Below are 14,391 nucleotides of genomic sequence, written 5' to 3'. Positions count from 1 at the left end.
CGAGGAGAATCACATGTCACAGCATCTCGAATCCCGACGCGACCAGGCATGCCTGATCGTTCATGGGCCCGACCAGGCCGGTCTCGTCTCGGCCATCACTCAGACGATCCTTCGCAATGAGGGCAACATCATCACCCTGGATCAGTACTCCGACGATGCCAACGGAGGCAACTTCTTCCAGCGTGTGGTGTTCCATCGCGCTGATCTCTCCGCGGCCCTGCCGGACATCGACGCGGACCTCGGCAAGGCACTCGGTCCCTTCGGGATGACCTGGCAGCTCACGGACCAGTCGATTCCCAAGCGGATGGCGATCCTGGCCTCGACGAGCGATCACTGTCTCCTCGATCTGCTGTGGCGTCACCGTCGCGGCGAACTGCAAGTGACGGTTCCGATGGTCATCTCGAACCACACGAACACCGCGGAAGACGTGCGCACTTTCGGCGTCCCCTTCTTCCACGTTCCCTCGCAGGGCCCGGACAAGTCCGCGGCCGAGGCGAGGATCCTGGAGCTCCTAAAGGGCAACGTCGACTTCGTGGTGCTCGCGCGGTACATGCAGATCATCTCGGAGGACTTCCTCGAGAAGATCGGCGTGCCGGTGATCAACATCCACCACTCGTTCCTCCCGGCCTTCATCGGCGCAGCGCCGTATCGGAAGGCGAAGGAACGCGGTGTCAAGCTCATCGGAGCGACCTCGCACTACGTCACGGCGGATCTGGACGAGGGGCCGATCATCGAGCAGGATGTCACGCGCGTCGACCACCGCCACTCGGCCGCCGACCTGCAGGCGCGCGGCGCACTGGTGGAGCGCGAGGTCTTGTCCCGTGCGGTGAGGTGGCACTCGGAAGACCGGGTGATCCGGCATGGCAATCACACCATCGTGTTCTGACGGATATCGACGCGGAGGCCGCACGGTTGATCTCGGGGCGGCGGCTGATGCCGTGCGTGCCCTGCTGGTCGCCCTCGGCGAGGATCCTGAGCGCCCGGGACTGGCGAAGACGCCCGCGCGGGTGTCCGAGCAGTTCGCGCTCGCCTTCTCGGGTATCGACGCCGATCTCGGGGCGGTCCTCACGGACGGCGGGCTGGTCGAGACGGAACCCGTGCGAGGAGTGGTCGCGTTGACGAAGATCCCGTTTCGCTCGACCTGCGAACACCACCTAACGCCGTTCCGCGGACATGCCGACGTGTTCTACGCACCCGGGGACGCGGTGGCCGGATTCAGCCGCATCGCCGATCTCGTCGGACTCGCCGCGCGCCGCCCGCAGCTCCAGGAGCAGTTGGGGGAGAGGATCGCAGAGGCGATGGACGATGCGCTCGGTCCCCGTGGCGTGGTCGTTCGTCTGTCGGCGACACATGAGTGCATCGCGGTCCGCAACCCCGCGTCGGCGAACGCAGAGGCGGTCACGATCGCCAGCCGAGGGGAACTCTCCGTCTCTGAGGTGCTGGGGGAATTAGAGGGCGCACCGAAAGTGCAATATCGATATAATGAGGCATCCAGTAGGATTTCCGAAACGGATTCGTCATGATCGGCGAGAATTCGTGGGAAGACTCGACAGGCCACGCGCACCATCGTGCGCAGACACACTTGCGGTCGCGACGAGGAGGATTTATGAACAACAGCACCCAAGCGCCCGGCGTGACGCGGACCGATGGCGCGGGCGTTCGTCCGACCGCACGGACGACGGCTGAGGCGATCGCGCATTCCATCCGTGCCGATATCATCGGCGGTCGATACGAGTCAGGGGAACGGCTTCGTCAGGTCGAGATCGCCAAGGAGTACGACGTCAGCACCACCCCGGTGCGGGAGGCGTTCGGGCTGCTGCAGAGGCAGGGGCTGGTGCAGCTTCACCCGCAGCGCGGCGCGTCGGCGGTCGTCCCCAACAAGCGCGACCTGGACGAGCTGTACGAGATCCGGATCGAGCTGGAGTGCCTCGCGGTTCAGCGTGCAGCGGAGAACTTCACCCCGGAAGACGCGGTTCCACTGCGTGCGCTGATCGAGCGGATGCGCGCCTGTAAGGACGCGGAGGAGCACGTCGAGCTCAACCATCGCTTCCATATGGGCATCTACCGAGTCGCCCAGCGGGCGCGCCTCTACGACATGATCGAGCAGCTCCGCGCCTCCTCGAAGGCGTACCTGCAGATCACCTCCGGGCGAGCTGTGCAGCTTCCGGGTGATTTCGAGCACGAGCACGATGACATCATCGACGCTTGCGAGGCCAACGACCCGTCCTGGGCGGCCCGAGCGACGCGTGATCATCTACGGATCACCGTTCGCGACGCCAAGGAAGAACTCGACAACGCGGACACGGCGCGCGATCGCGCGGATATCCGCGCAGTCCTCTGATGGCCCCCCACCTCGCACTCTGAGGACCCGCCCCGCACTCCTCGCGAGCACGGGGCATCTCTCGGCTCAAATTGAATATGCACAATCGATATTTCCGGTGAGGCCGCGGTTTGCGGTCACCGTGCGACGACGCAAGGAGAATCATGGGCGCTGGCAAGAACGATCCCGAAGATGAACGCGGTCAGACGGAGAACGCATCCGTAGAGCGAGAGACGCGACCGATGCTCCCCCCGCAGGGTGCCCGTCGCTTCGGCAGATGGATCTCCCTCATCAACAACGGCGATCAATGACCCCTCCGGCCCGCGCCGTGTTCTTCGTGTCGGACGGCACCGGAATCACGGCGGAGACTCTGGGCAACGCGCTGCTCGCGAACTTCCCGGGATTCACCTTCGTCCGGAGCACGATTCCCTTCATCGACAGCTCGAAGGCGGCACGAGCCGTGAAGGCCGAGGTGGCGGGCGCTGCCGAGGCGGCGGCAGAAGCGCCGCTGGTCTTCCTCACCGTGAAGAACCCAAGAGTTCGTCGAGAGCTCGGTGACGTCCAAGGTGTCGTCATCGACTTACTCGCCGGTCACCTCACCGAGGTGGAGGCTGCGCTGGGCGCCGCCGCGACCGAACAGCTCAGTGGATATCACGGCGTCGGTGACGCGGAGCGATACTTCGCGCGTATGCGTGCGGTCGAGTACGCGATCGAGCACGACGACGGCCAGAGCCTCCGGGCCCTCGATCAGGCCGCCCTCGTGATCATCGCGCCTTCGCGATGCGGGAAAACGCCGACCACCATGTACCTGGCGCTTCAGCACGGTCTCCTTGTAGCCAATTATCCGCTCACGGACGACGACCTGCCCATGGATGCCCTGCCCCGGGCGATCGCACCGTTCGCGGCGCGATGCTTCGGACTCACCACGACCCCGCAGAGGCTGAGTCAGATCAGGCACGAGAGGCGTCCCGATTCGCGCTACGCCAGCCTGCCTCAATGTGCGATTGAGCTGCGGCGCGCGGAAGACCTCTATCGCCGCAATCGCATCCCCTTTCTCAACTCCTCGACCAAGAGCGTCGAGGAGATGTCCGCCGTGATCCTGCAATCGCTCAGGCTTCGAGCCTGACCCTCTGAGAGGCACCACCATGACGAACATCCTGCGATTCGAGAACCTCGGAATGGGCGACCTCGCCCAGGTCGGGGGAAAGAACGCATCACTGGGCGAGATGGTCTCGCAGCTGTCCGGAGCGGGGGTGCGCGTGCCGCCGGGCTTCGCGACGACGTCCGATGCTTTTCGGCGATTCCTCAGCGCCGACTCCCTCGACCGACGTATCCGACAGCTGGTCGAGCCACTTGACCCGGATGATGTCGTCGAGTTGGCACGCGTGGGTGCCTCCGTGCGCCGGCTCATCGAAGAGCAGCCCCTCCCCGCCGACCTCGAAGCGGACATCCGCGCCGCGTTCGCTCAGTCGCAGAGCGAGGAGGAGGATCCGGAACACATCACGTGGGCGGTGCGCTCGAGCGCGACGGCCGAGGACCTCCCGGACGCCTCCTTCGCCGGTCAGCAGGAGACCTTCCTGAACATCGGTGGGATCGACAACGTGCTGCAGGCGATCAAACGGGTGTTCGCGTCGCTGTACAACGATCGCGCCATCGCCTACCGCGTGCACCACGGATTCGATCACCACGATGTGGCGCTCTCGGCGGGCGTGCAGCGGATGGTGCGATCAGACATCGGCGCGTCCGGTGTGATGTTCAGCATCGACACCGAGTCCGGATTCGAGGATGCCGTCTTCGTGACGAGCTCGTACGGGCTCGGCGAGGCCGTCGTGCAGGGCGCCGTGAATCCTGACGAGTTCTACGTCTACAAGCCCGCACTGGAGGCGGGCAAGCAGGCGATCCTCAAGCGCACCGTCGGTGAGAAAGCGATCGCGATGCGCTATGCGGAAGGCCACGACGTCGGAGGGTCGACGGTCTTCGTCGACGTGCCGGCGGACGAGCGCGTGCTGCTATCTCTGACCGATGCCGAGGTCGAAGAGCTCGGTCGCATCGCCGTGACCATCGAGCGGCACTACGGGCGGCCGATGGACATCGAGTGGGGCAGGGACGGCCTCGACGGTCGGCTGTACGTTCTCCAGGCCCGACCGGAGACGGTGGTGTCCCGGCGCGAGTCGAACGTCATGAGCCGATATGTGCTGCAGGAGCGCGGCCCCGTGGTGATCGAAGGGCGAGCGATCGGGCAGCGAATCGGTGCCGGCCCGGTCAGAGTGCTCCGATCGCTCGATGAGATGAGCGACTTCGTTCCGGGCGACGTGCTCGTGGCCGACATGACCGACCCCGACTGGGAGCCGATCATGAAGCGGGCGTCGGCGATCGTGACAGACCGTGGAGGGCGTACGTGCCACGCCGCGATCATCGCGCGGGAGCTCGGCATCCCCGCCGTGGTCGGGACAGGCTCGGCCACGCGGGTGCTCGCCGACGGGCGCCCGGTGACTGTATCGTGCGCGGAGGGTAACGAGGGCTTCGTCTACGACGGCATCCTGCCCTTCGAAGAGGAGATCACCCGGCTGGACCGCATGCCCGAGCTTCCCGTGAAAGTGATGATGAACGTCGGGACGCCCGATCAAGCATTCACTTTCTCTCGGTTGCCGCATCGCGGCGTCGGGCTTGCTCGTCTCGAATTCATCATCAACCGCCAGATCGGCATCCATCCGCGCGCGCTCCTCGATCTGGAGGAGCTGCCGGAGGATGTGCGTGAGGACATTCGCGGACGGATCGTCGCCTATCCGTCGGCACGGGAGTTCTTCATTCGTCGGGTCGCGGAGGGGGTGTCGACGATCGCAGCGGCCTTCGCGCCGGAGCGGGTGATCGTGAGGCTGAGCGACTTCAAGTCGAACGAGTACGCGAATCTCGTCGGCGGGCACCTCTACGAACCCGAGGAGGAGAACCCGATGCTCGGGTATCGCGGGGCTTCGAGATACATCTCCTCGGAGTTCCGGGCCTGCTTCGACATGGAGTGCGAGGCGATCAGACGAGTGCGCGAGGACATGGGCCTGACCAACGTGCAGGTGATGGTGCCGTTCGTCCGCACGCTGACCGAGGCGGAAGCTGTCGTGAACCTGCTCGCGGAGAACGGCCTTCGACGCGGTGAGAACGGTCTGCAGATCATGATGATGTGCGAGCTCCCGTCGAACGCCCTGCTGGCCGATCAGTTCCTCGATCATTTCGATGGATTCTCGATCGGATCGAACGATATGACGCAGCTCACGCTGGGACTCGACCGTGATTCCGCTCTCGTTGCCGGCACGTTCGATGAACGCGATCCCGCCGTCCTCGCGATAATGAGTATGGCGATCGGGGCCTGCCTGCGCCGTGGAAAATACGTCGGGATCTGCGGTCAGGGGCCCTCGGATCACCCGGAGCTCGCCGACTGGCTCCTCGCGCAGGGGATCGAATCGATGTCGCTCAATCCTGACACGGTCGTCGAAACCTGGATGCGCCTCGCCGAGGTCTCCGCGCTGGATGACCCCGCGGAAGGAACTAGCAAAAAATTGCTTGACCTCAATATCGATTATGCATAATCTTCGAACAGTGGGCTTCAGTGGAGAGGATAGACATGGAACTCGAAGGCAAGATCGCCGTAGTCACCGGCGGGGGACAGGGCATCGGACGAGGGATCGTCCAGCGTTTCCTCGAGGAGGGAGCGACCGTCGCGATCCTTCAGAACAAACCGCTCGACGATGATCTCGAGAACGATGATCGTGTGCTCGCCATTGAGGTCGATCTCATGGACATCTCCGCGGCGACCGCAGCCATCGACGAGGTCGCGCAGAAGCTCGGCGGCATCGACATCCTCGCCAACAACGCCGGCGTCAGTGCCGAATGGACCGTCGCCGACGTCACCGTCGATCAGTGGAACTTCATGATGGACCTCAACCTCAAGGCCCCGCTCTTCCTGGCGCAGGCGGTGCTTCCGCACATGAAGGCACGGGGCGGTGGAAGCATCATCAACACCGGCTCGGTGGAAGGGTTCGCGTCCAACCCTTTCCACACCGTGTACTCCTCTTCGAAAGCCGGCATCCACGGCCTCACCAAGGCACTCGCGGTCGATCTCGGTGAGATCGGTATCCGGTGCAATGCGATCGCGCCGGGGTACATCCTCACAGCGCTCACCGAAGCGTACGTGGCATCTCTCCCCGATCCCGCGGCAGCATGGCAGAACATCGACCGCATCCACCCGGTCGGCCGCATCGGAAGCCCGATCGACATCGGGAGCATGGCCGTGTATCTCGCCAGCGATCGATCGACCTTCGTGTCGGGACAGGTGATCTCCGTCGACGGCGCGCGGATGGCGAAGCTGTCGGCTCCGCTCTGACCTGCCCGTACTCCGAACCAAGCCAAGGAGGAAGAACACATGCGACGACAGAGGATCGAGAAGATCGAGGTGTTCCGGGTCGAGCAGCCGTACTCGGGCGGGCTCTACCATCTGTCAGGCGGCCGCGAGTATCGGACGTTCGACTCGACCATCGTGCGCGTGACCACGCAGGACGGGATCGAGGGGTGGGGCGAGAGCACCCCCTTTGGGCCGGACTACGTCGCCGCTCACGCGCTGGGCGTTCGTTCGGGAATCGCGGAGATCGCGCCTCACCTGCTCGGACTCGACCCGATTCGAGCCGACCGCACCAACGACGCGATGGATGCCGCGCTCCTCGGTCACGAGCACGCGAAGACCCCCCTCGACGTCGCCTGCTGGGACATCTTCGGCAAAGCGGCTGGGCTGCCCGTCTGCGAGCTGCTCGGTGGCAGCACCGGTCGGAGTATGCCTGTCATCTCCGCGATTGGCATGGACGACCCGGATGCCATGAGGGCTGATGTGGCGCGGCACCGTGCGCTGGGATTCACCGCACATTCGGTGAAGATCGGTGGCGATCCGCGGGAAGACGCCGGCCGGATCACGGCCGCCCTCGCGGATCAGACTGCCGGGGAGTACTTCATCGTCGACGCCAACGGAGGTCTGACGGTCGAGACGGCTCTGCGCCTGCTGCGGCTGCTCCCCGACGGGTTGGATTTCGTCCTGGAAGCGCCGTGCGCCACATGGCGAGAGTGCCTATCACTGCGGCGCCGGACGGATGTGCCGATCATTGCCGATGAACTCGCGATGAGCGACGCCTCGATCGCGCACCTCGTCGGCGATGATGCGGCCGACGGATTCGGTCTCAAGATCTCCAAGAACGGCGGTCTGACCCGCGGCCGACGTCAGCGCGATATAGGTATCGCGGCTGGCTTGACGATGAGCGTGCAGGAGACCGCGGGAACGGACTTCGCCTTCGCCGCGATCGTGCATCTTGCCCAGACCGTCCCGCCCAAATTCCTTCGCCCCATCCTGGAGAGCCGCGCGCTTCTCGCGCTCAAGACAGCGGACGGGGATTACGACGTCATCGACGGTCGCATCTCGGCGCCCCTCGAACCGGGGCTCGGTGTCGCCCCGCGCATCGACGTCCTCGGCGACGCCGTGGCGATCTACACCTGAACGAGCACCCGAACGCAGCGAGAGGGCACACGTGAAGGACGTATCCAGCCCGGACCAGGAGCTTCCGGAGGTGATGAGCGGCGTTCTGCTGACCGGTCACGGGGGCTTTGACAAGCTCGAGTACCGCCACGATCTGCCCGTACCCCGGATCGGGCGCGACGAAGTCCTGATCAGGGTGGCCGCGGCCGGCGTGAACAACACCGACATCAACACCCGCACCGGCTGGTACTCGAAGAAGGTCACGACCGGGACGACGGCGGGCGGTGCCTCGGGTTTCGAGCATGTCGACGACGGCGACGCGACGTGGACCGGGGCGTCCATGGTCTTCCCTCGTATTCAAGGAGCCGATTGCTGCGGCTACATCGTCGCCGTCGGCGATGCCGTGGATGCCTCACGGATCGGTGAACGCGTCATCGTCCAGGTGTCGCTACGCCACTACGTCGACGGCCGGCCGTGGGAAGCCTGGTGCCTCGGATCGGAATGCGATGGGGCGTTCGCCGAATACGCCAAGGTGCCGTCAGCCGAGGCGCACCGCGTCGAGAGCGACTGGTCGGATGCCGAACTCGCTTCGCTTCCGACCGCATATGCCACTGCCGAGAACATGCTGCACCGCGCGCGTGTCACCGCCGGGGACAGGGTGCTGATCACGGGTGCCTCCGGCGGGGTCGGTTCTGCTGCCGTTCAGCTCGCCAAGCGGCGCGGCGCCTTCATCACTGCCGTCGTGTCGCGGACCAAAGCCGAGGACGTCATGGCCGTCGGGGCTGACCGTGCGGTCTTCCGTGAAGAGAACCTCCTCGCCGCCCTCGGAGCAGAGTCGCACGATGTCGTGATCGACGTCGCGGGGGGCCCGTCGTTCCCCGATCTGTTGACGACGCTTGCGCGTGGTGGGCGCTATGCGGTCGCGGGGGCGATAGCAGGGCCGATGGTGGAGCTCGACCTGCGAACTCTGTACCTGAAGGACCTGAGCTTCTTCGGCTGCACCTTCCAGGAGGATGTCGTGTTCCGAAACCTGGTGGGCTACGTAGAGCGAGGTGAGATCAGACCGTTCATCGGCTCGGTCTATCCACTCTCCGAGATCATCGAAGCGCAGAAGGAGTTCCTGTCCAAGCGGACGAGCGGCAAGATCGTGCTCCTCGTCACGCCAGAAGAGAATCGGAGGACCGCGTGATGGCTGCCAACTTGCGGATTGCCGCGATCGAAGTGTTCCAGCTCGATCTGCCTTATTCGGGTGGGGTGTACCGACTTTCGGGGGGTCGGGAGTACCGCTCCTTCGACGCGACCTTCGTGCGGATCACGACCGATGGCGGTATCGAGGGCTGGGGGGAGAGCACGCCGTTCGGAGCGAACTACGTCGCCGCCCACGCCGGCGGCGTTCGTTCCGGGATTGCAGAGATCGCGCCCCACCTGATCGGATCTGACCCCCGTCGCGTCGACCGGATCAACGACACGATGGATGCGGCGCTACTCGGGCACGAACACGCGAAGACCGCTTTGGATGTGGCGTGTTGGGATCTCTTCGGCAAGTCCGTCGGCCTTCCGGTCTGCGAACTGCTGGGAGGCCGAACCGACCAGCGCATGCCGCTCATCTCATCGATTCCCATGGGCTCGCCCGAGCAGATGAGGTCTCAGGTCGAGAAGTATCGGTCGATGGGGTACAGGGCTCACTCGCTCAAGATAGGCGGCGATCCGAGAGAGGATGCGGAACGCCTGATCGCGGCGCTGGCAGAACAGCGTGCGGGGGAGTACTTCATCGTCGATGCGAACGGCGGCATGACCGTGGAGACGGCGTCGCGGATGTTGCGCTTGCTTCCGGACGGACTGGACTTCGTCCTCGAAGCGCCATGCGCCACCTGGCGGGAGTGCGTCTCGCTGCGGCGGCGCACCACTGTGCCGATCATCATGGATGAGCTCGCCACCAGCGACGCGTCGATCGCGCAGCTCGTCGCCGATGACGCCGCGGAGGGATTCGGCATCAAGATCACCAAGAACGGCGGCCTGACGAGGTCTCGCCGGCAACGGGATATCGGTACCGCTGCTGGTCTCACCTCCGCGATCTGGGATTCAGCCGGCTCAGATGTCGCATTCGCCGCGATACTGCACCTCGGTCAGTCGTTCAATCCACGCTATCTCCGGGGCGTCTGGGACATCCGCGAGATGTCCGATCTGCGCACAGCGGACGGCCCGTTCGATGTCGCCGACGGCTGGGCTGTCGCGCCAGATCGACCCGGTCTCGGTGTGACACCGCGCCTCGATGTGCTGGGCGATCCCGTGGCGACCTACAGCTGACGCCCTCCGCTCACATGCACGAGTCGAATTAATATCGATTATGCATTTTCTGCTATAATCGACCCACGCGCAAGTGCCGTTACCGATCGTTAGTGGAGGATCCCATGGCAGAGATGTTCACCGAGTCTGACGCAGATCTCGGCCTGATTCAGCGGCGTCGAGTGGCCGTGATCGGCTTCGGCAGCCAAGGACACGCCCACGCGTTGTCGCTCCGGGATTCAGGTGTGGACGTGCGCATCGGGCTCCCTGTCGGCTCCAAGAGCAGGACGAAAGCAGAGGAGCAGGGGCTGAAGGTCCTCACTCCGGCCGAGGCGGCGGCAGAAGCCGACCTAGTCGTGCTTCTCGCTCCGGATCATGTGCAGCGCACCGTCTATGCCGAAGAGATCGCTCCGAATCTGGCGCCGGGGGACGCCCTTTTGTTCGGGCACGGGTTCAGTATCCGTTTCGGCTACATCACTCCGCCAGAAGACGTCGACGTGGTCATGGTCGCCCCGAAGGGCCCCGGACACCTCGTTCGGCGCGAGTTCGTCGACGGCCGTGGCGTTCCCGTGCTGGTGGCGGTGGAGAATGATGCATCCGGTTCGGCCTGGAATCTTGCGCTGTCGTACGCGGCGGCCATCGGCGGCCTGCGGGCCGGAGGCATTAAGACGACGTTCACCGAGGAGACCGAGACGGATCTGTTCGGTGAGCAGGTCGTGCTCTGCGGGGGAGTGAGCCACCTGGTGCAGGCCGGTTTCGAGACTCTCACGGACGCGGGCTACCAGCCCGAGGTCGCGTACTTCGAAGTCCTGCACGAGCTGAAGCTGATCGTGGATCTCATGTACGAGGGGGGCATCGCGAAGCAGCGATGGTCCGTGTCCGACACCGCCGAGTACGGCGACTATGTCACCGGGCCTCGCATCGTCGACGACCACGTGCGTGCGAACATGAAGGCGGCTCTCGATGACGTGCGAAGCGGAGCCTTCGCGGAGAGGTTCATCACCGATCAGGACAACGGCGCCGTCGAGTTCGCGCGTTTGCGCGCCGAGGGCGAGCAGCATCCGATCGAGGCGACGGGACGGGACCTGCGCAAGCTCATGTCCTGGGTCAAGTCGCATGATGACGGTTTCGCCGAAGGGTCGGCGGCCCGCTAAGCAGGGTTCGTCACGAGATCGCGATACGCGAAAAGATGATCGATCAGCGCCGACTCGAGGTCCTCCGAGCCTTCTCGAGCCTGGGAACCATGGCGGCTGCCGCAGACGCGCTGTTCATGTCGGCGTCAGCGGTCAGCCAGCAAATCCGCCTCCTGGAGGGTGAGGTCGGGGTCGCTCTCACCGAACGACGCGGCAGACGCGCGGTCCTGACGCCCGCGGGGCTGGCGCTTGTGGGCTTCGCTGATGAAATGGCGGGCGTTTCGGAGGCGGCCGTGGCCACCATGCGGCGCTTCAGCGGGACATATCGGGGCGAGGTGCACATCAGCGCCTTCCCGAGTTCCGCGAGTGCGATCCTGCCGACGGCCATCGCGAACCTCAGAGCGCAGCACCCCGAGCTGAACGTGCTCGTATCGGACCTCGAGCCGTTCGAAAGCGTGCGCGCCCTGAGGGACGGGGTCGTCGATCTGGCCCTGATCGACGATCTCAATCCCTTTCAGCTGGGCGATCTCGACGTTCGGGAGATCGGGCGCGACGAGCTGGTGATGTGCACCCCCGACAGGGGGGATTTCGCGGAGGGGCCCATCGAGGTCGGCGAGCTCCGCGACGCGCGTTGGCTGCTCGACGGCAGCCAGGAGGTGTTCGACGCCTATCTGCACGAGCTGTGCGATGAGAGCGGATTCACTCCCGACATCGTCGCGCGTTGCAGGAACGTCTCGGTGACCTTGGCATTGGTCGAGGCCGGTATCGGCGTGGCTCTGCTCAGTCGCATGCACCTGCGGCGAGAGGCCTTCGCCATTCGAACCAGCTCGCTGGCACCTGCTCGTTTCCGCACTGTTCGGGTAGCGCGTCGCCGCTCCAGCCAGCCGTCTCACCTGATCGACGCTGTTCAGAGCGCGGTGATCTCCGCTGCGGGCACGACCTTTGCTCGACATGATCGTGAAGCACAGCTGAACTAGCTGATCATCAATCGCGCCTGTTTCGCGGCACCCGATTCCAGTTGAGTAGCAGGAGTCGGATGGAGGCTCGCATGATCAGCGCTTTGGATCTCTACAGCATCGGAATAGGGCCGTCGTCTTCACACACGGTCGGTCCGATGAGGGCGGCGTCCGCGTTCGTCGAAGCGCTGCGTGCTGACGGCGCCATCGCCGATGTCGCTCGGGTGCACGTCGACCTGTTCGGATCTCTCGGAGCGACGGGAAGAGGCCATGGGACCGACCGGGCAGTGGTTCACGGCCTCATGGGAGAGTCCCCGGAGACGATCGACCCTGTCCACGCGGAACGTGCGATCGAGAAAGTCGTCGGTGATGGTTCGCTGGTCTTGGGCGGCGTGACGTCAATCCCGTTCTCGATGACCACTGACGTTCAGCTGCGCCTGGGAGAGTCCCTCCCCGCCCATCCGAACGCGATGACTCTCGTCGCGTTCGACGATCGTGATCGGGCCCTGCATCGCGAAACCTTTTATTCGATCGGCGGTGGCTTCGTCGTGACGGATCAGGATCTCGCTTCGTCCGGCTCCGTCGACGATGCGCAGGTGCCCTTCCCGTTTTCGACGTCAGAGGAACTGCTCGCCGTCTGCGCAGAGCATGATCTGAGCATCAGCGAAGTCATGCGGAGAAATGAGCTTGCACGCGTCTCGGAGAGAGAACTCGAGACCAGGCTTCTGGAGATCTGGTCGGTGATGAAGGAGTGCATCGGCAACGGTGTCGCCCGCGACCGCTCCATGCTGCCCGGCGGGCTGCAGGTTTGGCGTCGGGCGCCTGACCTGCATCGCCGACTTGTAGAGGCGGACAACCGCGATGCCCTGCATGCCATGGAATGGGTGAACCTCTATGCCCTCGCGGTCAACGAGGAGAACGCCTCCGGAGGGCGCGTCGTCACCGCCCCCACGAACGGCGCCGCCGGCATCATCCCCGCGGTTCTCAGCTACTACGTTCGATTCGTGCCCGGAGCCGATGATGCCGGGGTGATCCGCTTCCTTCTCGCGGCTTCTGCGATCGGCGTGCTGTTCAAGACCAACGCCTCGATATCGGGCGCAGAGGTCGGATGTCAGGGCGAGGTCGGCTCGGCGTGCTCGATGGCGGCGGCAGGGCTCGCCGAGGTGCTCGGGGGAAGTCCCGCCCAGGTCGAGAACGCGGCAGAGATCGGAATCGAGCACAATCTCGGTCTGACGTGCGATCCGGTCGGGGGCCTCGTTCAGATCCCGTGCATCGAACGCAATGCGATCGCGAGCGTGAAAGCGATCAACGCGGCGCGGATGAGTCTCCATGGCGATGGCTCGCACCGCGTGTCGCTCGACCAGGCCATCCGCACCATGAGAGACACCGGTGCTGATATGCAGACCAAATACAAGGAGACGTCGCTCGGCGGCCTCGCCGTCAACGTCGTCGAATGTTGACCCCAAAGCAAAGGAACACCATGTCCGTCACCCTCGAGGATGCCCGCCTGATCATCGCCGCCGCCGAGGTGCGCGCCGATGAGATCGGTCAGCCCATGAACATCGCCGTCGTCGACGCCGGAGGCAACCTGGTCGCTCATGTGCGACAGGACGGCGCGTGGATCGGCAGCATCGACATCTCGATCAGCAAGGCCTGGACCTCCCGCGCCTTCGACATCACCACGAAGGATCTCGGCGACAACGCGCAGCCGACGCAGCAGTTCTTCGGCATCCACACCACCAACGCCCACGGACGCGGCGTCGCGATCTTCGCCGGCGGCATCCCGCTGAAGCGCGACGGTGTCATCGTCGGCGCGGTGGGCGTCAGCGGCGGCTCCGGAGAGCAGGACCACAGCGTCGCCGAGGCGGGCGCCGCCGTGCTCTGAGAGTGCCGATGTCCGCTGGCGGCCGCCTCGGGGGAGGTGGCCGCTAGTTCTCCCATTCCCGCTCGTGTCCAGCGATTCGACTCGCTGCAGCCCCAGTGCGCTATTGGCGGGGGGCACGCCGATCCGCCATGACGTGAGCGGTTCCAAGGCTTCGAAACTGATAGCTCAAAGCAGGTTTCGCTCAGACCCGCGAAGGCGGGGTTTTAGGAGAAAAACCCATGGCTGAGTGGTCTCCGGTACCCCGCCTCCGCGTTAGCTTGCCACAAGGCATCCGCAGACCAGGCCCAACGCGAGGATCTGTA

Annotated in this window: 14 protein-coding genes; all 14 read left to right on the top strand. The window is 64.8% G+C overall.

Annotated features, from left to right (window positions below; genetic code table 11):
• Nucleotides 1-13 precede the first annotated feature (13 nt).
• The 14 genes from purU to ACTU6U_RS02790 all read left to right on the top strand — a co-directional run bounded on the left by purU (nucleotide 14) and on the right by ACTU6U_RS02790 (nucleotide 14,089).
• The gene (gene purU, locus ACTU6U_RS02855; RefSeq protein ID WP_443467638.1) at nucleotides 14-886 is read left to right on the top strand and encodes a formyltetrahydrofolate deformylase; all 873 of its coding nucleotides are present in this window, start codon (nucleotides 14-16) and stop codon (nucleotides 884-886) included.
• The gene (gene folE, locus ACTU6U_RS02850) at nucleotides 861-1,523 is read left to right on the top strand and encodes a GTP cyclohydrolase I (protein ID WP_443467637.1); all 663 of its coding nucleotides are present in this window, start codon (nucleotides 861-863) and stop codon (nucleotides 1,521-1,523) included. Before purU ends, folE begins: the two co-directional genes overlap by 26 nt.
• An 83-nt stretch (nucleotides 1,524-1,606) precedes the next feature.
• Nucleotides 1,607-2,341, top strand: coding sequence for a GntR family transcriptional regulator (locus ACTU6U_RS02845; RefSeq protein ID WP_443467636.1), 735 nt, complete (start codon nucleotides 1,607-1,609; stop codon nucleotides 2,339-2,341).
• Nucleotides 2,342-2,484: 143 nt separating this feature from the next.
• The gene (locus ACTU6U_RS02840) at nucleotides 2,485-2,631 is read left to right on the top strand and encodes a hypothetical protein (RefSeq protein WP_443467635.1); all 147 of its coding nucleotides are present in this window, start codon (nucleotides 2,485-2,487) and stop codon (nucleotides 2,629-2,631) included.
• Nucleotides 2,628-3,446 (top strand): pyruvate, water dikinase regulatory protein, encoded by an 819-nt coding sequence (locus ACTU6U_RS02835; protein ID WP_443467634.1) that lies wholly within the window; start codon nucleotides 2,628-2,630, stop codon nucleotides 3,444-3,446. The genes ACTU6U_RS02840 and ACTU6U_RS02835 overlap by 4 nt, the downstream gene beginning before the upstream one ends.
• A 19-nt stretch (nucleotides 3,447-3,465) precedes the next feature.
• A complete protein-coding gene (gene ppsA / locus ACTU6U_RS02830) occupies nucleotides 3,466-5,901 on the top strand; it encodes a phosphoenolpyruvate synthase (RefSeq protein WP_443467633.1) in 2,436 nt (811 codons plus the stop codon).
• A gap of 35 nt (nucleotides 5,902-5,936) precedes the next feature.
• Nucleotides 5,937-6,695, top strand: coding sequence for an SDR family NAD(P)-dependent oxidoreductase (locus tag ACTU6U_RS02825; RefSeq protein ID WP_443467632.1), 759 nt, complete (start codon nucleotides 5,937-5,939; stop codon nucleotides 6,693-6,695).
• 39 nt (nucleotides 6,696-6,734) lie between these two features.
• Nucleotides 6,735-7,850: a mandelate racemase/muconate lactonizing enzyme family protein gene (locus ACTU6U_RS02820; RefSeq protein WP_443467631.1), complete on the top strand. Its 1,116-nt coding sequence runs from the start codon at nucleotides 6,735-6,737 to the stop codon at nucleotides 7,848-7,850.
• Between the two features lie 31 nt (nucleotides 7,851-7,881).
• A complete protein-coding gene (locus ACTU6U_RS02815) occupies nucleotides 7,882-9,018 on the top strand; it encodes an alcohol dehydrogenase family protein (RefSeq protein WP_443467630.1) in 1,137 nt (378 codons plus the stop codon).
• Nucleotides 9,018-10,136 carry a mandelate racemase/muconate lactonizing enzyme family protein gene (locus ACTU6U_RS02810; RefSeq protein ID WP_443467629.1) on the top strand — a complete coding sequence of 373 codons (1,119 nt, stop codon included), beginning with the start codon at nucleotides 9,018-9,020 and terminating at the stop codon, nucleotides 10,134-10,136. The genes ACTU6U_RS02815 and ACTU6U_RS02810 overlap by 1 nt, the downstream gene beginning before the upstream one ends.
• 104 nt (nucleotides 10,137-10,240) lie before the next feature.
• Nucleotides 10,241-11,269 (top strand): ketol-acid reductoisomerase, encoded by a 1,029-nt coding sequence (gene ilvC / locus ACTU6U_RS02805; RefSeq protein WP_443467628.1) that lies wholly within the window; start codon nucleotides 10,241-10,243, stop codon nucleotides 11,267-11,269.
• Between the two features lie 35 nt (nucleotides 11,270-11,304).
• Nucleotides 11,305-12,225, top strand: coding sequence for a LysR family transcriptional regulator (locus ACTU6U_RS02800; protein ID WP_443467627.1), 921 nt, complete (start codon nucleotides 11,305-11,307; stop codon nucleotides 12,223-12,225).
• A gap of 71 nt (nucleotides 12,226-12,296) precedes the next feature.
• Entirely contained in the window at nucleotides 12,297-13,664 is a 1,368-nt protein-coding gene (locus tag ACTU6U_RS02795) for an L-serine ammonia-lyase (protein ID WP_443467626.1), read from the top strand.
• Between the two features lie 20 nt (nucleotides 13,665-13,684).
• A complete protein-coding gene (locus tag ACTU6U_RS02790) occupies nucleotides 13,685-14,089 on the top strand; it encodes a GlcG/HbpS family heme-binding protein (RefSeq protein WP_443467625.1) in 405 nt (134 codons plus the stop codon).
• Nucleotides 14,090-14,391: the final 302 nt, after the last annotated feature.

The sequence above is a fragment of the Microbacterium zouquanmingi genome, from assembly GCF_052266695.1.
In the GTDB taxonomy this organism is placed as follows: Bacteria; Actinomycetota; Actinomycetes; order Actinomycetales; family Microbacteriaceae; genus Microbacterium.
Note: the sequence above shows the minus strand (reverse complement) of the source record. Positions and strands in the feature narration are given on the sequence as shown.